Annotated in this window: 24 protein-coding genes; 16 read left to right on the forward strand and 8 right to left on the reverse strand. The window is 69.1% G+C overall.

Annotated elements, in window-relative coordinates; genetic code table 11:
• Positions 1 to 41 precede the first annotated feature (41 nt).
• Positions 42 to 740, reverse strand: coding sequence for a DUF981 family protein (locus tag AB0E56_RS02230; RefSeq protein ID WP_359796444.1), 699 nt, complete (start codon positions 738 to 740; stop codon positions 42 to 44).
• Between the two features lie 2 nt (positions 741 to 742).
• Positions 743 to 928, reverse strand: a complete 186-nt coding sequence (locus AB0E56_RS02235; protein WP_359796445.1) for a hypothetical protein — start codon at positions 926 to 928, stop codon at positions 743 to 745.
• Positions 929 to 1431: 503 nt separating this feature from the next.
• On the opposite strand from AB0E56_RS02235, the gene AB0E56_RS02240 reads away from it, so the two are divergent.
• Entirely contained in the window at positions 1432 to 2340 is a 909-nt protein-coding gene (locus tag AB0E56_RS02240) for a hypothetical protein (protein WP_359796446.1), read from the forward strand.
• Entirely contained in the window at positions 2337 to 2531 is a 195-nt protein-coding gene (locus tag AB0E56_RS02245) for a hypothetical protein (protein ID WP_359796447.1), read from the forward strand. Before AB0E56_RS02240 ends, AB0E56_RS02245 begins: the two co-directional genes overlap by 4 nt.
• Positions 2532 to 2610: 79 nt before the next feature.
• Here the strand turns inward: AB0E56_RS02245 and AB0E56_RS02250 are convergent, their stop codons facing one another.
• The 4 genes from AB0E56_RS02250 to AB0E56_RS02265 form a co-directional block, all read right to left on the reverse strand.
• A complete protein-coding gene (locus AB0E56_RS02250; protein WP_359796448.1) occupies positions 2611 to 3519 on the reverse strand; it encodes a glycine betaine ABC transporter substrate-binding protein in 909 nt (302 codons plus the stop codon).
• Between the two features lie 54 nt (positions 3520 to 3573).
• A complete protein-coding gene (locus AB0E56_RS02255; RefSeq protein ID WP_359796449.1) occupies positions 3574 to 4575 on the reverse strand; it encodes a proline/glycine betaine ABC transporter permease in 1002 nt (333 codons plus the stop codon).
• The gene (locus AB0E56_RS02260; RefSeq protein ID WP_359796450.1) at positions 4575 to 5876 is read right to left on the reverse strand and encodes a glycine betaine/L-proline ABC transporter ATP-binding protein; all 1302 of its coding nucleotides are present in this window, start codon (positions 5874 to 5876) and stop codon (positions 4575 to 4577) included. The genes AB0E56_RS02255 and AB0E56_RS02260 overlap by 1 nt, the downstream gene beginning before the upstream one ends.
• A gap of 410 nt (positions 5877 to 6286) precedes the next feature.
• A complete protein-coding gene (locus tag AB0E56_RS02265) occupies positions 6287 to 7453 on the reverse strand; it encodes a methyltransferase (RefSeq protein ID WP_359796451.1) in 1167 nt (388 codons plus the stop codon).
• A gap of 90 nt (positions 7454 to 7543) precedes the next feature.
• On the opposite strand from AB0E56_RS02265, the gene AB0E56_RS02270 reads away from it, so the two are divergent.
• From AB0E56_RS02270 to AB0E56_RS02300, 7 genes are all read left to right on the forward strand, one after another.
• Positions 7544 to 8536 carry an ABC transporter ATP-binding protein gene (locus tag AB0E56_RS02270; protein ID WP_359796452.1) on the forward strand — a complete coding sequence of 331 codons (993 nt, stop codon included), beginning with the start codon at positions 7544 to 7546 and terminating at the stop codon, positions 8534 to 8536.
• Positions 8536 to 10158: a polyketide antibiotic transporter gene (locus tag AB0E56_RS02275; RefSeq protein ID WP_359798252.1), complete on the forward strand. Its 1623-nt coding sequence runs from the start codon at positions 8536 to 8538 to the stop codon at positions 10156 to 10158. The genes AB0E56_RS02270 and AB0E56_RS02275 overlap by 1 nt, the downstream gene beginning before the upstream one ends.
• 10 nt (positions 10159 to 10168) lie before the next feature.
• Positions 10169 to 10690, forward strand: a complete 522-nt coding sequence (locus AB0E56_RS02280) for a MarR family transcriptional regulator (RefSeq protein WP_359796453.1) — start codon at positions 10169 to 10171, stop codon at positions 10688 to 10690.
• A 296-nt stretch (positions 10691 to 10986) separates the two neighbouring features.
• The gene (locus AB0E56_RS02285) at positions 10987 to 11376 is read left to right on the forward strand and encodes a GntR family transcriptional regulator (RefSeq protein ID WP_359796454.1); all 390 of its coding nucleotides are present in this window, start codon (positions 10987 to 10989) and stop codon (positions 11374 to 11376) included.
• Entirely contained in the window at positions 11373 to 12287 is a 915-nt protein-coding gene (locus AB0E56_RS02290; protein WP_359796455.1) for an ABC transporter ATP-binding protein, read from the forward strand. Before AB0E56_RS02285 ends, AB0E56_RS02290 begins: the two co-directional genes overlap by 4 nt.
• On the forward strand, positions 12287 to 12973 hold the full coding sequence (locus AB0E56_RS02295; RefSeq protein WP_359796456.1) for a hypothetical protein: 687 nt from the start codon (positions 12287 to 12289) through the stop codon (positions 12971 to 12973). Before AB0E56_RS02290 ends, AB0E56_RS02295 begins: the two co-directional genes overlap by 1 nt.
• Before the next feature lie 151 nt (positions 12974 to 13124).
• Positions 13125 to 14243: an aromatic acid exporter family protein gene (locus tag AB0E56_RS02300; protein WP_359796457.1), complete on the forward strand. Its 1119-nt coding sequence runs from the start codon at positions 13125 to 13127 to the stop codon at positions 14241 to 14243.
• Between the two features lie 5 nt (positions 14244 to 14248).
• On the opposite strand, the gene AB0E56_RS02305 is transcribed toward AB0E56_RS02300, so the two are convergent.
• Positions 14249 to 14839, reverse strand: a complete 591-nt coding sequence (locus tag AB0E56_RS02305; RefSeq protein WP_359796458.1) for a helix-turn-helix domain-containing protein — start codon at positions 14837 to 14839, stop codon at positions 14249 to 14251.
• A gap of 74 nt (positions 14840 to 14913) precedes the next feature.
• On the opposite strand from AB0E56_RS02305, the gene AB0E56_RS02310 reads away from it, so the two are divergent.
• From AB0E56_RS02310 to AB0E56_RS02340, 7 genes are all read left to right on the forward strand, one after another.
• Positions 14914 to 16224, forward strand: coding sequence for an MFS transporter (locus tag AB0E56_RS02310; RefSeq protein WP_359796459.1), 1311 nt, complete (start codon positions 14914 to 14916; stop codon positions 16222 to 16224).
• 57 nt (positions 16225 to 16281) lie between these two features.
• Complete coding sequence (locus AB0E56_RS02315) at positions 16282 to 16962, forward strand: sigma-70 family RNA polymerase sigma factor (RefSeq protein ID WP_359796460.1); 681 nt, start codon at positions 16282 to 16284, stop codon at positions 16960 to 16962.
• Complete coding sequence (locus AB0E56_RS02320) at positions 16959 to 17414, forward strand: hypothetical protein (protein ID WP_359796461.1); 456 nt, start codon at positions 16959 to 16961, stop codon at positions 17412 to 17414. Before AB0E56_RS02315 ends, AB0E56_RS02320 begins: the two co-directional genes overlap by 4 nt.
• A gap of 55 nt (positions 17415 to 17469) precedes the next feature.
• Positions 17470 to 19035 carry a S8/S53 family peptidase gene (locus tag AB0E56_RS02325; protein ID WP_359796462.1) on the forward strand — a complete coding sequence of 522 codons (1566 nt, stop codon included), beginning with the start codon at positions 17470 to 17472 and terminating at the stop codon, positions 19033 to 19035.
• 251 nt (positions 19036 to 19286) lie between these two features.
• Entirely contained in the window at positions 19287 to 21731 is a 2445-nt protein-coding gene (locus AB0E56_RS02330) for a CHAT domain-containing protein (protein WP_359796463.1), read from the forward strand.
• Positions 21732 to 22042: 311 nt separating this feature from the next.
• Positions 22043 to 22306 (forward strand): ribbon-helix-helix protein, CopG family, encoded by a 264-nt coding sequence (locus AB0E56_RS02335; RefSeq protein WP_359796464.1) that lies wholly within the window; start codon positions 22043 to 22045, stop codon positions 22304 to 22306.
• Positions 22303 to 22542, forward strand: a complete 240-nt coding sequence (locus AB0E56_RS02340) for a hypothetical protein (RefSeq protein WP_359796465.1) — start codon at positions 22303 to 22305, stop codon at positions 22540 to 22542. Before AB0E56_RS02335 ends, AB0E56_RS02340 begins: the two co-directional genes overlap by 4 nt.
• 26 nt (positions 22543 to 22568) lie before the next feature.
• Here the strand turns inward: AB0E56_RS02340 and AB0E56_RS02345 are convergent, their stop codons facing one another.
• Positions 22569 to 23345, reverse strand: a complete 777-nt coding sequence (locus AB0E56_RS02345) for a DeoR/GlpR family DNA-binding transcription regulator (protein ID WP_359796466.1) — start codon at positions 23343 to 23345, stop codon at positions 22569 to 22571.
• Between the last annotated feature and the right edge of the window lie 85 nt (positions 23346 to 23430).

A 23430-nucleotide genomic window follows, 5' to 3' on the forward strand; every position in this document is an offset into this window, starting at 1 on the left:
GCGACGAGGAGTGCGACGGGAGCGAACCCGTGACGCGCGGGTCAGATGTACGAGCCGTCCGGCTGCGGGAAGAAGCCGATGTGGCTGTAGAACACGGTGAGCGACAGCAGGATCCACAGGAGTCCGAGGCACCACGCGAAAACCGCGAAGAGCCGCGCGACCCACACGCTTTCTCGGACGAACGGAGCGAGTACCGCGGTGACGCCGGTGCCGATGTAGAGCACCATCATCAGGAGGGGCTCGAGCAGGCTGCCGGCCATGAGGCGTGCGAGCGGCTCGATGTCGGGCGGCCGCCACATGCCGAAGTGCATGCCGCCGATGCCGATGAGCACGAGACCGAAACCCCCGATCGCGCCCACGAAGAGCAGCGGTCGGAGCGCCGCGAACATGGCATCAGGCGACACCTCGCCACCGTTCTTGTCGGCGCTCGATGTCGTGCGGAGAACGATCAGACCTGCGACGAAGGTGAGGATGCCGTAGAGCGCGGCAGGTTCCCCGAAGGTGAAGTTGTCGACCTTGCAGCAGAACGCACCGTCGACCTGGGCGAGCGGCCAGGTGAGCATCATGTAGAGGCCCGTGGCACCGAGGAAGAAGCCCGCAGCGATGAAGGCGTAGCCCCAGCCCACCATCGATGCGTGGTCACCGCGCTGCACTGCCCGCATGAACACGGGTACGAGAAGGATGATCGCGCCGGCGACGAGCGCCATGGTGGTGTTGAACGTGATCCCCTGAAGCAACATGGCTACGCCGCACCCCCCTTGAGGAGTTCACGCAGCGACATCGTTGCGATCGTTGTCGTGAAGCCGACGCACAGGGTCGCGATCGAGAGGTCTTGGCCGACGCTCCCCGTCGCCGTGGCCCAGAACACGATCGCGACGAGGATGGCCAACGCCAAGACCCCGAGCGCGACCTTGGGAAGCGCTGCCACCCATCGAGCCGCTCGAACCCGTCCGGCCTCGCCCGGTCCAGATCCTGTCTCCATAGTTTTACCTGCCTTTGTGATACCCGCCTCGACGGAGGATCCTAGTCCGCCGACGGCTTCCGCCCAAACGAAAGCTCCCGTCGCACTCCCTGTCGGGCTGGCGGAGCCAGGCGACGGAAGGCGCGACGGGAGCCCCGCGATCACACCGACGGCGGGTGCCGCGCGCGGACCCATTTTGGAGACCTGGGGTTGAGGCTCGTCGTCGCTGGCATGTCGTTGCGACCCGGCGAGACGCGTCCAGGACCAGGTCAGGGGATCGATGCCCGAGGGCCACACCCCGGGACTTTCGTCCAGACTTGAAATACCTTAACGCGCTAGCAGGTGATGTTTTAGCTTTTAGTTCCTGACCGCGCCGAGCATAGACGTTTGTCTGTCCTCCGATCGGCCGACATGGAGACTGGCCCGACCCTTCATACGGTGTCCAAGTAATACGCGAGAAAGGTTGTGCTGTGAAGTTCACACGAAAAGCCCATCGAGGAACAGCTTCCGCGGCGATCGCAACGGCGATGCTCCTGACACCGCTCTCTGCCTCCGCAACCACATGGGGTGCGGACTCTCTGATGACAGACTCGGGGGCTGTCATCGTCGATCCGGAATCTCAGACGTTAGCGGTGGAGGACATTGACGTCAGCATCCAAATGCCTGGCGAAATTACAGAATCGGTTGTGGACGTATCCCAGGTCCCCGAGGTCTTGCTCTCTGCGACCGGCCCCGCCCTGCTGAGCACAAATCAAGATTCAACACTCATCAGCAGCTACGCAACAGACGACGGGGTGCAGACCCTCATCCAGATTCCGGACGCGTCCGCCCCGAGTGAGTATCGCTTCCCCCTCAATCTGCCCGTGGGCGGACAAGCCGCTCTCTTTGACGACGGATCCGTGGTCATCTCCGATGACGCTGGAGTCGCCACCGGCGGGTTTCGGGCACCGTGGGCTGTCGACGCAAACGGTGATTCCATCCCGACATCGTTCCGCATAGAAGGCACAACCCTTATCCAAACGGTCGCCATCGATGCGGACACTGTTTTTCCCGTAACTGCTGACCCTGATCTCGGTACAGAGTGGTGGGGATACTACGTACAACTCACGCGTGCCGAGACAAAGAAGGCAGCCTCCGTGATCGCGAACAATCAGGGGGCAGGAGTACTCGCCGGCGTGGTCTGTGGAGCGCTTCCCGGGCCCGCTGCGCTGGGATGTGGTGCGGCGATCGCCCTGGCTTATTTCGCACTCATCGACCCGATCAACCGGGCGAACGCCGCGGGAAAGTGTGTGGCGATCAACTACCCTTGGCTTGCGTTGTCCAACCCGCCCATCGGGTGGACATCGATCAACGCGACGACCGTGAATTGCAGGCGATGATGGAATCCTTTGCGAGCAGGCTCGTGATCAACTCGCTGATCGCGTTGTTCATCCTTGTGGTCCCCCTGTTCTCTGGGAACCCCATCACGTGGTGGAACATCGGGGGAGCTGTCGCGGTCATCGTCGTGACGTTCATCACCCGCACGTGGTATCCCAACAAGAACAAGCGGCGGGGCGATCCCCCACAGTGACTCGTCCTAGGGCGGGAACACGCCGATGGGCGGAGGCTCCGTAAGGAACACTCCGCCCATCGGGGAGACGTCCGCGGTGTCAGCTGGTGACGGTCCAGTCGAACTGGTCGCCGTACTGCTTCAGCCACTCGTCGACGGCGTCCGCTTCCTTGCCCTCGCCGAACTCGTTGACCACGAGGTCTTCGAGCGCACCGTACTGCTCGTCGTCGAGCTTGATCTGCTCGATCAGCTCAGCAGCCTCGGGGAACTCCTCCGCGAAGCCCTTGGTGCCCAGGAAGTGCAGGCCCTCGGCCTCGCCCATCGCGCCCTTGGGGTCTTCGAGGTCCTTCACGGGGAAGGCGTCGTTGGCCCAGAACGGACGCCACAGCGTGACGACGATGTCCTCCTGCTTGTCGGTCGCGGTCTTCAGCTCGGTGAGCATCGCCGCGGTCGACGAGGTGACGAGCTCGTACTCGCTGTCGAGGCCGTACTCCGGCATCATCTTCTGGGTCTGGGCGGTGAGACCCGCGCCCGGCTCGATGCCGTAGATCTTGCCGTCGAAGTCGGCGCCCTTGCCCACGAGATCCTCGATCGAGGTCAGGTCGGAGTACTCCGGCACTGCGAGGGTCAGCTTGGCGTTCTCGTAGTATGCGCCGAGGTCTTCGATGTCGTCGCCGTACGTCTTCATGTACTCGGCGTGGGTGAGCTCGGGCCAGGCCGAGGGGTACATGTCGACGTCACCCTGCGCGAGGCCGGTGTACAGCGGGCCCGCCTCGGTGAGCGTCTTCATCTCGACCGTGTAGCCGATCTTCTCGAGCTGGTCCTGCAGCAGGTACGCGGTGCTCAGACCGTCGGTCCACGACGGCAGGAAGCCGAGCGTGATCGTGCCCTTGTCGTCCGCGCTGCTGTCGCCGCCGCCGGTACCGCCGGCACCGTCGCTGCTGCAACCCGCGAGGGTGAGCGCTGCTGCGGCGCCGAGTGCGGTGATTGCCAGGATCTTCTTCTTCATGTGATTTCTCTCTCTTGCGTTCCGTATGGGTGTTGTTCCGTAGGGGTGAAGCTCTCAGTGCACGCCGCCGCCGACGGCGTTGCGGCGCGGTGCGACCTCGGCGCGCTCCGCCGCGGCCGCGGCATCCTGCTGCTCGATGACCTCGGGGGCGGGGGCGGATGCTGCTCCGCCACCACCGCCGTGCGGCTTGCGGCGACGCTCGATCATGCCGAGCAGCGAGGACCGGTTCTCGCCCGGCGCTCCCAGTGCCGCGGTGACGCGGTCGAGGAAGACGGCGATGAGCACGACGCCGAGGCCGGCCTCGACGCCCTTGGGGATGTTGATCGTCGAGATCGCCTCGACCACCATCTTCCCGAGCCCGTCTGCACCCGCCATCCCGGCGATGACCGCCATGGACAGCGCGAGCATGATGACCTGGTTGACGCCGGCCATGATCGTCGGCATCGCGAGCGGGAGCTGGATGCCGCGCAGGATCTGTCCCGGCTTGGCCCCGAACGCCTGGCCCGCCTCGACCGTCTCGGAGTCGACACCACGGATGCCGAGCTCGGTCAGTCGCACGCCCGGAGGCAGCGCGAAGATCACGGTGGCGACGAGGCCGGGCACCACGCCGATGCCGAAGAACACGATCGCGGGGATCAGGTAGACGAAAGCCGGCATCGTCTGCATGAAGTCGAGCACGGGCTTCAGCACTGCGCGCACGGTCGCATTGCGCGCCGACCAGATGCCCAGCGGCACGGCGATCAGCACCGCGATCACGGCGGCGACGAGCACGAGCGCCAGGGTCTGCATCGCGGGGACCCACAGGTCCATCCCGACGATCAGCCCGAACGACACGACCGTCCCGATCGCGAGCTGCCACGAGCGCACGAGCCAGGCGATGAGCGCGGCGATCACGATGATGACCGCGAAGCTCGGCGCGAGCAGGAGGGATGTGAGTCCGTCGACGAGGAAGCTCATCACGAAGGAGATCACGTCGAGCAGGCCGTCGAGGTTGTCCTTGACCCAGTCGACGACCGATTCGATCCAGGTTCCGACGGGGATGCGGAAGCCGTCCATCAGCGCACCTCCTCCGCGGTCGAGGCGTCGGCCGGGTCGGCCGTCCACCCGTCATCCAGCACCGCATCGATCTCGGCCTGCGGCATCGGCATGAGCGGCAGCGTGATCTCCTCGGTCGCACCGGGACCGGGTCCCAGGGCGGCGAGCAGGGTGACGCGCGGGATCACGCCAACCAGGCGACCGTCGGCATCCGTGACCGCGAGGGGAAGCGGCGACTCGACGGCAGGGACGAAGAGATTCATCAGCACCTCGTCCTCGCGCACGCTCTGCAGCACCGGCTTGAGGATCGAGTCGAGGGTGGTCGCGCCGTTGCGCACGAGCTTGACCGCGTCGCGGTCGGTCACCACACCCACGAGCTGCCGGTCGCGCCCGACGACGTAGGTGGCCGACATGTACGCGTCGCGCATCTGCCGCAGCGCGGTGCGGGGTCCCGCGGTGTGGGGCACGACGGGGCGCGGGCGCTCCATCACGTTCGCTGCGGTGAGCACGCGGGCTCGGTCGACGTCCTGCACGAACTGCTCGACGTAGTCGTTGGCCGGGTCCATCAGGATGTCCTCGGGCGTCCCGATCTGCACGATGCGGCCGTCGCGCATCACGGCGATGCGGTCGCCGAGGAACATGGCCTCGTTGAGGTCGTGCGTGATGAACACGATGGTCTTGTGCAGCTTCTGCTGCAGTTCGAGCAGCTGCTCCTGCATCTCGCGGCGGATCAGCGGATCGAGCGCGCTGAACGCCTCATCCATCAGCAGGATGTCACTGTCAGCCGCGAGCGCGCGGGCGATGCCGACGCGCTGCTGCATGCCGCCGGAGAGCTCGGACGGCAGCTTCTCGCCCTGTCCTTCGAGGCCGACGAGGGAGAGGATCTCCTCCGCCTTCGCCAGACGCTCGGCCTTGGGGGTGCCCTTGAGCTCGAGCGGATAGGCGACGTTCGCGGCGACCGTGCGGTGCGGCAGCAGCGCGAAGTGCTGGAACACCATCGAGATGCGGTCGCGACGGATCTCACGCAGCCGCGACGCCGGAATGCCGGTGATGGGATCGCTGTTCACGGTGACGGTCCCCGAGGTGACCTCGTGCAGCCCGTTGAGCATGCGGATGATGGTGGACTTGCCCGATCCGGACAACCCCATGATGACGAAGATCTCACCGCGGTTGACGGTGAAGCTGGCGTCGATGACCGCGGCGGTACCGGCATCCGAGACGGCGGCGCGGTTCTCACCGGCCTTCAGGCGACGGACGGCGGTGCTCGGATTCTTGCCGAACACCTTGTACAGATTGCGCGCTTCGAGAGCGATTTCGGACACGTTTCCCCTGCGGCTCGCCTTCGGGTGGCTGAGCCTGCTTCGGTCACGCCCGGGTGACGCTCTCGAGGCCGTTCGACATGTCTGCTGTGGCGGCACGGACGGCGGATTTCGGATCCACCGCGATAGAGCATCGACCGTACGTCCACGCCTCTTCGCAGCACAGCTCATCGAAAGAAGGACGTGGTCGCGGACTGGTCTTCGGGCCGTCAGGCCCACAGACCAACGTAACGAAATGGCCGATCAGGGGCAAATCCCGTCCGGCTGAGCTGAGTGCGTTTCCGCGGCTGACCGGGGGATTGGTCCCCTCCCCCTCGCCTCGCTCACGCCCCCTCCCGCACACTTCTCGAGGGGTCAAGACACGCCGCGTCCGAGCGCGCACATGCGGCGTTCCTTGACCCCTCGAGGGGTCGTCAGCGCCGGGTGCTCCGCGAAACCGTGAACTTCGGGGTGCGGTGCAGCTGCTCGGTCGGACCGACGAGGCGGGTCAGTTCTGGGCGGTAAGCGAGCGACGAGTTGTAGACCGTGAAGAGCTCTCCACCGGGTCGGAGCACACGCGTCGCAGCCTCGAACAGGCGCGTCGCGGCTCCCGGGTGCACGCTCGTGCCGAGGTGGAACGGCGGGTTCAGGAGCACGACGTCCACGCTCGCGTCCGGGATCTCGGATGCCGCATCGTCGTGTGCGACCGAGACGCGGTCGGCGACCCCGTTGGCTTCCGCCGTCGCCCGGGCGGAGGCCACCGCAGCAGCCGAGCGATCGCTCGCGGTGACCTGCGCCTCGGGGTGCGCGAGCGCGTACGAGACGGCGAGCGCACCGGTGCCGCAGCCGAGGTCGAGCACGCGGCTCGCCTGGTCGCCGTTCACAGCTCCGGAAGAACTGCCGTTCTCCGGCCCGTTCGTGAGAAGTTGTGAACCACCGAGACCGAGCACCTCGAGCAGCACACGTGTGCCGATGTCGAGACGGGCGCCGGCGAAGGCGCCTCCGTGCGCGACGAGCGTCAGTCCGCCGTGTCGCGCGGTCACCGGGAACGGCGGCTCGGCGGGCGCCGGGCGCGGGTCGGAGGCGACGATCAACCGCGACTTCCGCTCAGCGCGCTGTGCCTGAACCTGCGCGAAGCTGCGCCCGAGCACGTCATTCTGCGCGAGCGTCATGTGCTTCACCCGCCCTCCCGCGATGAGCACCGCGTCGGGAGCAGCCCACCGAGCAACGGCATCCGCGATCTCTTCGAGTTCCGCGAGCGACTTCGGCAGCTGCAGCAGCACGAGGCGCGCCCCGGAGAGCAGGTCCGCGTCGAGCTCATGCGAGTGGAAGCCGGACAGCCCGAGCTCGTCGGCGTTGCGTGCAAGGGCACGACGCCCTGACGCCAGGTCTTGATGCACACGGATGCCGTCGAGCCCGGCGGCCGTGAGCGCCAGGGTGATCGCACCGTACTCGTCGCCGATCACCACGGTCTCGGAGCCTGCGACGCCGAGCCCGAGCGCCCGTTCGACGAGCAGCAGATCGGTGGCGTCGTACGCCTGGAGATTCTCCGCCTCGACGTCGGGCCAGCGGCGCAGGCGGCTGTAGGGGAACTCCGGCACCAGCCCACTGTACGCGGGCGCCGTAAGGATTTCGCATGCGTTGTTTTTCGCCGATTCACAACTTTGTGAATCGGGCGTACGCTCCCGCGCATGACCACCGTCATCTCCACCCAGGACCTCACCAAACACTACGGCCATGTCCATGCCCTCGACGGGCTCGACCTCACCGTCGAGCCCGGTCAGGTCCACGGCTTCCTCGGCCCGAACGGCGCAGGCAAGTCGACCACGATCCGCATCCTCCTCGGTCTCGCACGCCGCACCTCCGGCGAGGTGTCCGTCTTCGGCGAAGACCCGTGGACCCACGCGGTCGACCTGCATCGACGCCTCGCGTACGTCCCGGGCGATGTCAGCGTCTGGCCGAACCTGTCCGGAGGTGAGGCCGTCGACCTGCTCGCCCGGCTACGCGGCGCTCGCACGAAAGACGCCACCTACCAGCACGAGAAGAAGCGACTGATTGACGCGTTCCAGTTCGACCCGCGCAAGAAGGGCCGCGCGTACTCGAAGGGCAATCGGCAGAAGGTCGCGCTGATCGCGGCTTTCGCCGTTCCCGCCGACCTCTACATCCTCGATGAGCCCACCAGCGGACTCGATCCTCTGATGGCGGTCATCTTCCAGCGCGAAGTGGCCCGCGCACACGCGAACGGTGCGACCGTGCTGCTGTCGAGCCACATCATGAGCGAGGTCGAGCAGCTGTGCGACCGGGTGTCGATCATCCGCGCCGGCCGCATCGTCGAATCCGGCACGCTCACGGAACTGCGACACCTCACGCGCAGCGACGTGTCGTTCACCCCTGCCGGAGCCACCCTCGAACAGGTCGCCCGCATCGCCGACGTGCACGACCCCGAGCAGCACGGCGACCGGATCCGCCTCGCCGTCGACAGCGACCGCACCGCCACGGTGCTGCCTGCGCTCGCCGCCCTCGGCATCACCGACCTGCGCGTCGCCCCGCCGTCGCTCGAGGAGCTCTTCCTGCGCCACTACGGCGACGACCTCGCGACACTCGAAGCCGCGGAAGACGGCGGGACGGATGACGCGGAACCCGCCACCCGCCGCGAGCGCCGCGCCCTGAAGGGTCGCGCGTGATGAACGCCTTCGGCATCCTCCTGCGGCAGAGACTGCGGCGAGACCGACTCCAGCTGACGCTGTGGATCGTGGGCACCGCGCTGATGGCCTTCGCCGGGTACGCCGGGGTGACCCAGTCGTACGCCACGCTCGCCGACCGGCAGAACATCCTCGCCGCGGCCCTGGCGAATCCCGTGATCCTGATGTTCCGCGGGCTGCCGTCCGGCACCTCGGAGGGCGCGTTCCTGGCGTTCGAGGTGCTGCCGTGGCTGGCGCTGCTCGCCGCACTCATGAGCACCTTCCTCGTCGTGCGCCACACCCGCGGAGACGAGGAAGCCGGTCGTGCCGAACTCGTGTGGGCCACCCCGGCCGGACGCCGACTGCCCACCGTCGCGACCCTCGTGCACGGCCTGCTCGCGAACGTCGTCCTCGCCGCGCTCACTGCTCTGGCACTGATCGCCACCGGGCTTCCCACGACAGGGTCGCTCCTCTCCGGCGCCGCGGCAGGCACGTGCGGCATCGCCTTCCTGGGGATCGGGCTGCTCGCGGCACAGCTCATGCGCACCTCGCGCGGGGCGAACTCCCTCACGGTCTGGGTGCTCGTCGCCACGTTCCTGATCCGCGGTATCGGCAACGCGGCAGGAACCCCGAGCGACGACCTGACGAGCATGGCGAGCGCGTGGCCGGCGTGGCTCTCGCCGTTCGGGTGGGCCGAGCAGACGCGCCCCTACGACGCCGACCTCGCCTGGCCGATCCTGCTCGGGCTGGTGTTCGGGCTCGTGCTCGCCGCGGCATCCATCGCCCTGCAGTCGCTGCGTGACATCGACGCGAGTTTCGTGGCGGAGCGCCGCGGGCGGGTGTCGGCGCGTCCGGCCCTGGCCTCGCCGCACGCGCTGGTGTGGCGTCTCACGTCGGGCTCGATCATCGGCTGGGCGGCCGGCGGTGCGATCACCGGCATCCTCGCCACGACGCTGAGTGGTCTGGTCGACCAGATCTCGGGAGAGAACCCGGCCGTGGCCGAGATCCTGACGCAGATCGGCGGTGCGACAGGCGGCCTCGACGAGGTCGTGGTGACCGTGTTCTTCACGCTGCTGGGCATCCTGGCCGCGTGCTGTGCCGTGCAGACCGTGGTCCGGACGCGGCAGGAGGAGGCGCACGGGACCGCCGAGTCCGTGCTCGCGGCCCCGGTCGGACGTGTGCGCTGGCTCGCGGACTTCGTGATCGTGGGTGTCGTCGCGGTGCTGATCGTCGTCGGTGCGGCGGTGCTGGCGGGGTGGATCGGCGTGTGGTCGAACGGCGGCGACGAGTCGCTGTACCGCATCGTCGCGGTCGCGGGACTCGGGCAGGCCGTCGCGGCGGCCGTGTTCGCGGTGCTGACGGCTCTGGTGTTCGTGCTGATCCCCCGGGCGACGACGGCGGTCGCATGGAGTCTCGTGTTGCTCGCGGCCATGCTCGGGATGTTCGGTCCGCTGTTCGGTCTGCCGGAATGGACCGCGAACCTCTCTCCGTTCGCGGTCACGCCCGTGGTGGACGGCAGGGGAATCGACGTGCGGGGGCTGTGGTGGCTCGTGCTGGCCCTCGCCGCGGGAGGTGCAGCCGCCCTCACCCTGATGCGACGCCGTGAGCTGGCTTCGGGCGCCTGAGGAGGACGAGATGCGAGACGACAGGAGCGACCACGACGCGATCGACGCCGCGGACGACCTCGACCCGTCGTCCGACCACCGCGGGGTGGAGCCCGCCGAGCAGGCAGCTGCCATGATGACCGCCGCGGGGATGGCGCGGATGCCAGCGCGGGTGATGATGGCTCTGGTCGCCGCACCAGAGGGCGGGTACACGGCCGCTCAACTCGGCGAACGGCTCGGCGTCTCGGCCGCCGCCGTGTCCGGTGCGGTGCGGTATCTGCAGCAGCTGCACTTCATCCAGCGGCGCTCCCGTCCCGGCGACCGACGCGACCGCTACGAGTTCGTGCACGATCCGTTCTACGCGTCCATCGTGGGGAACATGCCGGTGTACTCGCGGCTGTCCGAGTACATCGACGCCATCGCCGCCGAGCACTCCGAAGACGACGGCGCCCGCGAACGCGCGGAGGAGCTCGCGGAGTTCTTCCGCTTCCTCTCCACCCGGATGCTGCAGATCGTCGAGGACTGGCGCGACCTCCGCCGCGACGGCGCCTGACCGCGCGCATCCGCCGGGCCCGCCGACCGGCCCGCGCCGACCGTCCCCGCGCCGACCGTCCCGCGCCGACCGTCCCCGCGCCGACCGGTCGTGCTGTCGACGGATCACCGCTGCCGCCGGGTCACCTGTCGGGTCGATGCACGGATGTCGGACCGTTCCTCGCGTGTCCTCCCGACATCCGTCCGTCCTCCCGACATCCGGCCCGTCGACGACCGGAGGGAAACCGGGGTTGACACGCGTCTGGGTTCCATGGTTACTTAGTCGAGTAAGTAACCCACTAACCACCCGGAGGACTCGTGATCGAAGAAGGCAAGCCGCTCTTCCTCCAGATCGCCGAGCAGATCGAGGACTCGATCCTCGACGGCTCGCTCGCGGAGGAGACCCAGGCTCCTTCCACGAACGAACTGGCCGCGTTCTACCGGATCAATCCCGCCACCGCAGCGAAGGGAGTCGCCATGCTCACCGACAAGGGAGTGCTGTACAAGCGCCGGGGCATCGGCATGTTCGTCGCCGAGGGTGCGAGGGAGGTGCTCCTCGGCGAGCGCCGCGCGCTGTTCGCCGACCGGTACATCGATCCGCTCCTCGCCGAGGCCCGCACACTCGGGCTCGGCGCCGACGACCTCGCGGCACTGCTCAGGCAGCGTGCCGCACAGACCATCGACACAGAAGGGAAGACCCCCGCATGACCGCTGTCATCGAGGTGCAGAACCTCAGCAAGCGCTACAAGGAGAAGCGAGCGCTCGACAACGTGTCCCTCGCCATCGAAGGAGGCGCGATCTACGGCCTCCTCGGACGCAACGGCGCCGGCAAGACGACACTCATGTCGATCCTCACGGCCCAGAACTTCGAGTCCTCCGGCACCATCAAGGTGTTCGGGGAGCACCCGTACGAGAACGCCCACGTCCTGAGCCGGATCTGCTTCGTCCGCGAGAGCCAGAAGTACCCGGACGACGCCTATCCCAAGCACGCGTTCAAGGCCGCGAGCCTGTTCTTCCCGAACTGGGACCAGGCGCTCGCCGACGAGCTCATCGACGAGTTCCAGCTGCCGATGAAGCAGACGATCAAGAAGCTCTCGCGCGGTCAGCTCTCGGCCGTCGGTGTGATCATCGGACTCGCCTCGCGCGCCGAGATCACCTTCTTCGACGAGCCCTACCTCGGACTCGACGCGGTCGCCCGCCAGATCTTCTACGACCGGCTCGTCGAGGACTATGCAGAGCACCCGCGCACGATCATCCTCTCGTCGCACCTGATCGACGAGGTGTCCAACCTGATCGAGAAGGTGATCGTGATCGACAACGGCCAGATCCTCCTCAACGAGGACACGGATGCCGTCCGCGACCGTGCCGTCACGGTCGTGGGAGACGCCGCGAAGGTCGACGCCTGGGTCCAGGGCCGCGAGGTGCTGCACCGCGAGGCACTCGGACGCGTGGCATCCGTCACGGTCCTCGGCACGGTGTCGGCGGAAGAGCGCGTCGAGATCACGGCATCGGGTCTCGATCTGGCGCCGGTGTCGCTCCAGCAGCTCGTCGTCCGACTCACCCAGAAGACCGAGGCACATGCCACGCGAGACGCCGACACGAAGGAGGAGGTGCGCTGATGCGACGCACATTCAACGTCATCCGCCTGCAGCTGATCAACAAGGGCACCTTCGTCTGGTATCCGCTGATCATCCTCGCCGCAGCCGTCGTGATCTCGGTCATCATCTACGCGATGATCCCGGTCGACACCCCCAAGTACGGCGGGGGCGGCCAGGCCCCGCTGTGGTACTTCTTCGCGATCGGCATGTCGGCGATGACCCTCACCTTCCCGTTCTCGCAGGCCATGAGCATCACCCGCAGGGAGTTCTTCTTCGGGACGCTGCTGACGGCGATCCTCGGCAGCGCCCTCATGGGAGTGCTGTTCCTGATCGGCGGCGGCATCGAGGTCGCCACGAACGGCTACGGCGTGAACGGCTACGTGTTCTACCTGCCGTGGCTGTGGGATGCCGGACCCTTCGGCGCCTTCGTGGTGTACTTCACCCTCGCCCTGTTCTTCTTCGTGCTCGGGTTCACCGGGGCGACGATCTACAAGAGCTGGGGACAGCTGGTGCTCCTCATCGTCAGCATCGGACTCTCGCTGGTGCTGATCGGACTCGTGTTCCTGGCGACGCGGCTCGATCTGTGGAATCACGTCGGCGCGGCGATCATGGACCTCGGCGCCCTCGGGCTGGCCCTCTGGGGGCTTCTGCTCACGGCGATCTTCACGGGCGTCTCGTTCCTCGCGTTCCGCCGCACGATCCCCTGATCCCCACCGCATCACCCGCCGATGCCGCGGCCGCACACCCCGTGTGGCCGCGGCATCCGTCGTTCCCCGCCGGGCCGCGCTCTCTAGCGGTCGGCTTCGGCGCGGGCAACCCGGTGTCCGTCGGGTGCACCCGCGACTACGCTCGGTGCGCGTGAAGATCTCTCCCCGCCTCGACGCTCGCCGTTCGGGCATCGGCCGCGCCCTGCACGAGGCTGTGCTCCCCGCGCGGCTGCTGCTCGTGGCGAAGACCATGCTCGCCGTCGGGCTGGCCTGGGCGATCGCCCCGCACATGCCGGGCGTCACCGACGAGTACCCCTATTACGCACCGCTCGGCGCCCTCGTGAGCATGTACCCCACGCTGATGGGGTCGGCGAAGTCGAGCCTGCAGACCCTGCTCGGTCTCGCAGCCGGGATCGGCCTCGCCACGCTGATCGTGCTCACCGTCGGTCCGACCTGGTGGTCGATCCCCCTGGTCGTGGGGCTCGGCGTGCTCGTCTCGGGAACCGGCTGGTTCGGTGCCGGACGCGAGTACGTGCCGATGGCTGCACTGTTCGTGCTGATCATCGGCGGCCAGAACGCCGACGACTACTCACTGGGATACCTCACGCAGATGGCGGTCGGCGTCGTCGTCGGACTCGTGGTGAACCTCCTGATCGCCCCCGCTCCGCTGACCGCGGTCGCGGCGTCGAGGATCGAGGCGTTCCGGGCGCGACTGAGCGCGCACCTGCATGACATCGGCTACGCGGTGTCGGAGTCGTGGCCACCGGAGCACGAGCAGTGGGTCGACGATGCGGCCTCGCTGGCCGAGACGACCATGTCGCTGCGGACGGCCCTCGCCGAGGCGGACGAGAGCAGGCGTGGCAATCCGCGCGCACGGGGACGCCGCGCCGAGACCGGGCAAATCCACGACGAACTCGCGAGCCTGGACCGGATCGCCCACCTCATCCGCGACATCTCGGACGCCACGGCCGACACCATCTGGGACCGGCCGGGCGCGCTGGCCCTCGACCCGGCTCTGCCGGAACCGCTGTCCGCAGCATGCCACGCCGTCGCCGAGGTGATCGCCGACGACGACCCCGCCTCGCCGGCAGGGCATCGGCGGCGAGGCGAGGCGGCGCGCGCCATCCGCCTCCTCGTCGAACGTGTGGACGATCGCACGATCGATGCGCGTCGCTCCATGGGGCCGGGCGTGCTGGTCGCGATGCACCTGCGCCGCATCCTCATCCTGAGCTCACCGCCGTCGACCGTGGCGCACGGGGAGGACGAGTAGTCGGGTCAGATCGTGTCGTCTCCGGCGACCAGGTCCATCTGCCAGTAGCGGCCGGCGGGATCCGCGTCGTCGTGGGCGTCGTCGGCGGCGTTCAGCACGTCGTTGATCTGCACCATCACCTGGTCGAACTCGGCCTCGGTCAGTCGGATCGTGCGCTGCGTGAAGGCGGCGTGCACCTCGGCCGTGCGCCCGGCCACATACTCCGGCGTCCACGCCAGCACGCGGCGGAGCAGGTCCTGATGATCCTCGACGAGGGCGGCGACCACCACGACGCCGAGCGCTTCGTCGGCGACCGGGCTCTCCGGCCCACCGACGTTGAGTGCGCCCTTGCGACCGGTCCACACACGGTCACGCCGGTCGCGCGCCTTGTCCGCCGCCTCCTCGATGAGCCCCGCGTCGGCGAGGGCGCGCAGATGGAAGCTGGCGCTGTTGGCCGGCACTCCGAGCTCCGCGGCGATGTCGGCGGCACGGAGGAACTCTCGCCGGGAGAACAGCCGGAGCATCTGACGCCGGAGCGGATGGGAATAGGCCTTGAGCATGGCGGAGGTCATCCATACCGGATCCCCGCTCGTACCCCGCTGGCCTTCCTCCGTCATGTGCCGATCCTACCCGCAGGAAGAATTGCGCAACTGCACTTGCGCAATTGTTCTTGCGCATCTAGTCTCGACGCATGACCACCGTGACGGAGCCCCATCGCCTGTGGCGCAACACCCGATATCTGACCTGGCTCGTGAGCGACACCAGCAAAGGGCTCGCTGCGTCACTCTTCGGCTTCGCGATCCCCCTCCTGGCCCTCATCGTCACGAATGACCCCGCACAGGCAGGCATCATCGGCGGCGCGGGAATGGTCGTGCGACTCCTCACGACGCTGGCGGGCGGCGTCCTCGCCGATCGGCATCGACGCATCGCCCTCATGCTCCTCGGCTCGCTCATCGGCATCGTGCTCGCCGGCGGCTTCACACTGCTCGCCCTCGGTGACGCCATGACGTTCGCCTCACTGCTCGTGATCGACGTGCTCCTCGCCGCTCGGAGCGGTCTCTTCGACGTCGCCGGCGAGAGCGCGATCAAGGAGCTCGTCCCCGACGACGCCATGGGCCGCGCGCAGGCCGCGAACCAGGGTCGCGACGCCGCGCTCCAGCTCGCCGGCGGTCCGCTCGGCGGACTCCTGCTGGGCGTCGGCGGATGGCTCGTCGGCGCGGTCATGACACTGTGCCACGTCGTCGCCGCAGCCACCGCGTGGCTGCTGGGGCGTCAGGCGCGTCGGGCGGGAATCGTCGACGCGGGCGAGAACCCCGACGACCCGGGTCTCGGCGTCACCGCGGCCTCGACACCGAAGCCGAGCGCGTGGCGTGAGCTGCGGGAGGGCTTCGGCTGGCTGCTCGGGCGCCGCGACCTCGCAGGCGTGATGCTCATCATCACCATCATCAACCTCGGCTTCAACGCCGCGATCACCACCGTCGTCTACGCCCTGCAGCAGGATGGACACTCCGAGCTCCTGATCGGCACGCTCAGCGCGGTGCTCGGCGCGGTGATGCTCGTGGGCGCCCTGTTCGCACCCCTGCTCGTGCCGCGGATCAGGGCCGGCATCCTGGCGACCCTCGGCTTGTCGGTCGTCTCGGTCGGGGCCGTGGTGCTGTCGATGGTCTCAGAGCCCTGGGCGATCGGGGTGGTGCTCGGAGGATCGGTGCTGCTGCTTCCGGCGCTCAACGCCGGCATGATGGGCTACTTCATGGTCGCGACGCCCTCGCACCTGCTCGGTCGCGCCAACAGCGCTCTGGGCGTGCTGGCCATGGGGGCGATGCCGCTCGCTCCGCTCATCGCCGGCTTCGGACTCACCTGGCTCGGACGCGAGGGGACCCTCCTGCTCTGCGCGGCTCTCTGCATCCTCGCCGCGGCACTCGCCATCGGCAACCGCGCGCTGCGCGCTCTTCCCGTCGAGTCGCGCTGGGCGGAGCACGCGAAGCAGTTCGAGAACGCCTGACCCTGCGAGACCGAATCCGACCGACCGCGAGAGCCCGCGGAATTCTTGGATCCGGACATGTATCAGGATGCTCTTGCCGTGCTCCTGGTAGGTGTGATCACAATGGGCTTCATGATCGACGGCGCACCCGGCGCCGCTCTCGGTCCTGCCTCGGACGACGGGCGCGCACGCTGGGAGCGCGCCGCCGATCTGTTCGGTGCATGGCACGAGGGCGACAGCCGCGCGATGGACGAGCTCGTACGCCTGATGACGCCCGTGCTGTGGCACGTGGTGCGCGCGTACGGGCTCGAACGCACGCTCGCAGAAGACGTCGTGCAGACGACCTGGCTCCAACTCGTGCGCGGACACGGGTCGATCAGCGATAGGCGAGCCGTGTCGGCCTGGCTCACCACGACGGCCCGCCGCGAGGCCTGGAAGGTCGCCAAGGCGCACGGACGGGTCGACACGGCAGAGTCGGACGACCTCGACATGCTGCTCCCCGAGCAGGCATCCGCCGAGGAGCACGCGACCCTCGGCGACGAGAACAGACGCCTGTGGGCGGCGGTCCGCCGGTTGAACGAGCGCTGCCAGCGGCTCCTGCGCGTCATCGCGTTCGAGGACCGCCCCGACTACGCGCGGCTGGCCGCCGATCTCGCGATGCCGGTGGGGAGCATCGGCCCAACGCGCAACCGGTGCCTGTCCAAGCTTCGTGCGCTTCTGGACGCGCCGCCGTCGGCGCCGGCAGGGGGATGGGCATGAGCACCCAGGACGACGCCGAGATGTTCGCACGCCTCCGGACGGTCTGGAGCGAGGTCGACCCCGTGCCGGCTGCGCTCATCGACCGCATGGTCGCCGCCGTCGCCGCCGACGGCCTGAATCGGGAGTATGCGCTCCTGACGCTCGTCGAGGGTCAGCTGGGATCCGTGCGCGGCGACGCCGATGCGCTCACCCTCCAGTTCAGCGACGGCTCGACCAGCATCCTCCTGCACGTGACGCGGACCTCGTCGGGACGCCGTCGCGTCGACGGCTGGGTCGACACCGCGGCCGCCGAGATCGTCCTGACGCAGGGCGAGACGACCAGGACCACGTCACCGGAGGAGACCGGGCGCTTCGTCTTCGACGAGGTGCCGCCAGGCCTCACCCGCGTGCGACTCACGACCAAGATCGGGGGCGAGCCGCGTACGCTCGCCACCCCGCAGTTCGAGCTGTGACAGCGGGCCCCGCCCGTCGTTGACGCGAGACGCGACCGCACCGAGAGGATGACCGATGGAGCAGCCCAAGGGATGGACCTGGCAGGATCGCGCGGAGGGATCGATCCGTCGAGGCACGGCCCTCGATCCGAGCACGGAACCGGTCGACGGCATCCGCGCCTTCCCCACCGCGTACCTGCCGGAGCGCCTGCTGATCACGCGCAACCTCGCCGACCAGGAGGCGTTCGACCGTGAGGTCCGGACGCTGCGCGACGCGGCGGACACGTTCGGATGGCAGCTCGAGGTCGAGGACAGCGCGGTGGCTGCCCCGGACGGCGAACTCGTGCCGGGGGTTCCCGGATTCCTCCGCGCGCGGCTGCGGACCCTCGACGAGCCGGTGCGCGGAGAGTCGCCCGTCGCCCCGGACGCCTGGCGTGTGCTCCAGCGCGCGCGACGCATGTCCCGCTCGACCATGCCCCGCACCAGCCTCGACCACGTCCTGTCGATCGACCCGGTCGGGCTCAACCCGTTCACGCGCACGAACCCGTTCACGCGGACCAATCCGTTCACGCGCACGAACCCGGTGCGCGGTGCGGGTGCGGGCGGAAGCGACGACTACCTCGAGCCGGGCCGTGGCGCCAGGCAACCGGTGACCTGGCTGGGACCCGCGCCCGCGCGAGGACCCGCTCCGAAACGCGGCCGACGCCCGGTCGTCGCCGTGCTCGACACGGGCTGCGGCGAGCACGCGTGGCTGCCCGCCGACATCGTGACCCGCGCCATCGACCTCGACGGGGTGCCGGTGGGGCTCACCGATGACGCCGACCCGGAGCGCTACCCCGATCTGTACGGACAGCTGGACGGCGAGATCGATGCCGTGGCCGGACACGGCACCTTCATCGCCGGACTCATCCGGCAGGCCGCCCCGGACGCCGACATCCTCTCGATCCGCGTGGCCGGGGCACTCGGGGTGGTCGACGAGAGCACCTTGCTCGAGACCGTCGCCCAGGTCGTCACCCTGCTGACCCGCCACCGCGACGACCCGTCGACCGGCTTCCCGATCGACGTGCTCAACCTGTCGCTGAGTTACTACCACGAGACTCCGACCGACGGACTCTTCAGCCTCACCCTGCATCGACTGCTCGCCAAGGCGCGGGAACTCGGCTGCGTGGTCGTGTGCTCCGCCGGCAACGACGCGATCGACCGGCCCTCGTTCCCGGCGTCGCTGTGGCCGTGGCCGGGCGCCGACAACGGCATCCAGCCCGACCACGATGCTCCGCTCGTCTCGGTCGGCGCTCTGAACCCGTCGGCGCGCTCGGTCGCGCTCTTCTCGAACGTCGGACCCTGGGTGCAGGCCTACGCTCCCGGCGCCGCGGTCGTGAGCTGCTCGCCCGCGTTCGTCGGCGGAGCGCAGGCGGCGACGCGGGCGGATGTCGACGGTCTCCGCCGCGAGACGATCGACCCCGACGACTACCGCGGCGGCTTCGCGATCTGGAGCGGCACCTCGTTCGCAGCGCCGTACGTCGCCGGGCGCATCGCCGCGCAGCTCGGCACGGTGCCCGTCTCCGGCATCGACGCGGCTGCGGCGGCGAAGGCGGTCGCCGCCGTGTTGAAGTCCCTCCCGACCCCGGTCGATCCCGACTGACGCACCCCCGGGACGAGCCGTCCGTACCGATGCGGGCGGCTCGTCCTGGTGCCGGTCCTGTCGTGCCGGTCCCTCGCGCCGGCCCCTCCTGCCGGGACACCTGTCGGATGGTTGCACGGTTGTCGGACGAGAACACGGCGCGTCGCCCGACGAGCGTGCTTTCTTCCGACGGGTGTCCCGCTGCCGGGGTGTCTCGCTGGCCGGGCGTCCGCGCTCTTCCGCGCAGACTCCCGGCAGGGCATCCTGGAGCGATGCCCCTGTCCGCGATCGAGCTGCACCGGCGCGGAGTCGAAGCGGCGAACGCGCGCCGGTTCGCACAGGCGCGCCAGGTGCTCGATGCGGCATCCGCCCGCACCGACGATCCCGACCTGCGCGCCCGCATCGACGGGACGACCGCGTACGTCCTGGCCCAGACAGGGCGACCGGCGGCTGCCGAGCAGCTCTGCCGCGCAGCGCTCGGTCGGGCGGGGCTCCGCGCGGAGACGGTGGCCCTGCTGAGCGGCCAGCTCGGCACGCTGCTCATGCACGGCGGCACCCTTGCCGAAGCCGGGAGCATGCTCACCCGCGCGATCGACACGCTCACGGCACAGGGCGAGGAGACCACGGAGCTGGCGAACTGCCTCATGAACCGGTCGGTGGTGCGGATGCAGCAGCGCGAGCTGGGCCTGTGCGTCGACGACCTGGAGCGCGCGGTCGCCGTGTACGAAGCCAACCATGACGAACAGCCGCTCGCGGAGGCACGGCACAACCTCGGATACGCGGCACTCCTCGGCGGAGATCTCGTGACCGCGCTCACCCTGATGACGCGCTCACGTCCGACCCTCGCCGCCACGAGCGACCTCGCCGCCGCGATCAGCGACCTCGACCGCGCCGAGGTGCTCCGTGACGCTGGCCTCACCACCGAGGCCGAGAACCTGCTCGCGCACGTGGCCAGCCAGTTCGGCGCCCAGCGGATGCGACAGGCCAGAGCCGAGGCGGAGTTCCATCTGGCGCGGTCGCTCGTGCGTCATGATCCGACGGCGGCGGAGCGAGCGGCGCGGGCGGCCGCCCGGCGGTTCCTCGCCCTCGAGAGTCATGGATGGGAGGCCCGCGCGCACGCGGTGCGACTCGAGGCGCTGCACCGATCGAAGCCTCAGCGCCGGCGGGACCCGGATGAGTTCGCGCGCACCGCGAGGGCTCTCGACAGGGCGGGATTCCACACCGAGGCCATCGCGCTCCGCCTCGACGCCCGACGCGACGGCATGGGGCGACTGCCGCGCATCGACGACACCGCACCGACGCCGTTGCGGCTGCGCGCTCACGAGGTGCGGGCCGCACGCGCCGCGGCCTCAGGGCACGACCGTGCGGCCCTGCGCGAGGCCGGCGCCGGACTCGACCTGCTCACCGCGTGGCAGCAGTCGTTCGGCGCCCTCGACCTCCAGGCGTCGGCGGCCATGCACGGAAGTGACCTGATGTTCGCCGGGCTCTCCGCCGCGGCACGACTGCGAGACCCCGCGACGCTGTTCGAGTGGTCGGAGCGGGCGCGGCATCTCAGCCAGCAGGTCGCCCCGGTGCGTCCTCCGCATGACGAATCCCTCGCCGTGGATCTGGCCGAGCTGCGGATGCTGCGCGCCGAACTGTCCGGCGCCGACTGGACGACGGACGCCAGGGTGCGCGCCGTCCGCGACCGGGTGCGCGAGCGGCAGTGGTCGATGACCGGGTCCGGCCCCACGCTCGAACGGCTCGGACTCGCCGAGGCGATCACCCTGCTCCCACCGCGTACCGCCGTGCTCTCCTACGTCTTCACCGGGTCCACGCTGCACGGGATGATGGTGACCGCCTCGGGAGCGACGATCGTCGACCTGTCTTGGGCGAAGGTCCGCGCGGCGCTCGACGGTCTTCGCGCCGACCTCGACATGGCCGCCATGACCCGTGGCGGACTGATGGGCGCGGTGACGGAGCGGGCCCTCACGGCGCGGCTCAGGCTTCTCGATGCCGCGTTGCTCGCCCCGCTGCTCCCCACCGCGTCGTCCGCCGACCGCGTGGCGATCACCGTTCCCGGAGCCCTCGGCGGGGTGCCCTGGGGGATGCTGCCCGGGATGTCAGGCGTCCCGTTCACCCTCGCGACCTCGGTGTCGCGGCTGCTCGGCCGTCGCACGCACAGCCGCACGCGTCCGTCGACCATCGGGTTCGCGGCCGGCCCCCGCGTCCCCCGCGCCGAGGAGGAGGTCGACCGGGCCGCGTCGGCCTGGAACAGCTCCGGCACGACGGTCGTGACGGGCGCGACCGCGACGGTCGCGGCGGTCACGGAACTCGCGGCCGGATCCGACGTACTGCACATCGCCGCGCACGGCCGGCACGCGGTGGACAACCCGTTGTTCTCGGGCTTCGAGCTGGCCGACGGCATCCTCTTCGGCTACGACGTCGACCTCATCCCGCGCGTTCCCGAAACGGTGATCCTCTCCGCGTGCGAGCTCGGACGCTCGTCGGTGCGTTGGGGCGAAGAAGCGCTGGGCATGACGCAGGTCTGGCTGCACGCGGGCTCGTCGTGCGTGATCGCCGCTCCGGTCGCGGTTCCCGATGACGTGGCCGGGGAGCTGCTGAGCGCCGTGCACACCGGGCTCTCCGAAGGGGCCGCACCGGCTGTCGCACTCGCCAGAGCGACCGACGACACCGGACTCAGCGCCCCGTTCCAATGCCACGGCGACGGATTCTGACCTTTTTCTCCAATCGATGTATCAGAGCGGGTGCCGGGCGCTCCTGTTCTTCGGAAGGTGCCATGCGAAGGGCCTCGAAGGGAGAGGCGCGAGGGAGGCGCAGTCGGATCTGGGGAATCGCGCGCGCTGGGGAGCGTGAGTACGACAAGGACACCATCTGCTCGGGGATGCTGCGGCGCCTGCCGCGACACCCTCAGGGGGCCTCGACGTTCTGGGGACGTCGAGGCCTTCGGGGTGTCCGGGTTCAGGCGACGAGCACCGCGTATCCGGCGGCACTTTCGCCCGCGTCGGTTTCGTATTACGATTCAGTCATGACGAGAAGAATGCAGGGCGAAGAGATCTTAGAGTCTCAAGTCGACGAGTGGGTCTCCGAGGCGGAAGCCGGATACGACGTCGAGGAGTTGCGACGCCGGAGCGGCGGCCGACCGGCTCGCGCCAGCGCCGCCTCCCAGGTCGTACCGGTACGTCTCACCGCCGATGAGCTCGCCGCCGTGATGGAACGCGCCGAGCGGGAGCATCTGAACCGATCGGAAGCCATCCGTGCCGCCCTTGCCGCGTGGGCTCACGCGGCGTGATCGTTCGCCCCTCCGCATTCAAGCACGGCATTCCCGCAGAAGACTCCGTCAACGCCGCAACATGGCCGGCACTGACCGCAGCGCTCGATGACGAGAACCCCGGTCGACAGCTCCGCCTCGGATTCGATACCCGGGGCCGCCTCTTGGAGCTCGTCGTGCTCGTGTGGGACGACGGCACGGAGGAGCTCATCCACGCGATGAGAGCACGCCCTCAATACGTGCGCCTTCTCGAGTGACGTCGAGGCCTTCGGGGTGTCCGGGTTCAGGCGACGAGCACCGCGTATCCGGCGGCACGGAGGGCGGCGAGCGCCGCGGAGTCGGCCCCGGCGTCGGTGATGACGGTGGGGAACAGCTCGAGTCCGCCCACGGTCGCGAAGGCCTCGACGCCGAGCTTGCTGCCGTCCGTCACCACGATCGCCCGGCGGGCGCGCTCTGCCATCATCCGGTTCACGGCGGCCTCGCGTTCGTCCTGCGTGGTGGCGCCGGCAGCCGCATCCATCCCGTTGACGCCGATGAAGGCGATGTCGAGCCGTACGCCACGCAGCAGCTGCTCGACGAACGGGCCGACCAGCTCGTAGCTGCGCGAGTGGATGACGCCTCCGGTGACCACGACCTTGATGTCGGGCCGGGTGGCGAGCTGGGCGGCGATGTTGACGGCGTTCGTGACGACCGTGACGCCGCCGTTCCCCGCGAGGTCGTCGCGCGCGGCGAGGGCGGCCGCGATCGCCGTGGTGGTCGTCCCTCCCGAGAGTCCGACGACCATGCCGGGTGCGACCAGTCCGGCGGCCGTCTGCGCGATGCTGGCCTTCTCGTGCGTGCGCAGGTGGCTCTTGTAGCGGATCGGCAGTTCGTAGGCGACGGTCTGAGCGACCGCCCCGCCGTGGGTGCGTGTGAGCAGGCGCTGCTCGGCCAGGGAGTCGAGATCGCGCCGGGTGGTCGCCGACGACGCCCCGAACCGCTCCACGAGGTCGTCCACCGTGACCTCGCCGCTGGCGGCCAGGAGGTCGAGGATCGCGTTGAGCCGCGCCGCCCGTTTCATCGTGCTCCTTGTGCGCCGCCCCCGACGCCGTCTGTGCGCGAGGTCGCAGCCGTCGCCGGGACGCCTGCGACCGGAGTGCAGAGCT

This window comes from Microbacterium sp. NPDC028030, assembly GCF_040637855.1.
Lineage (GTDB): Bacteria > Actinomycetota > Actinomycetes > Actinomycetales > Microbacteriaceae > Microbacterium.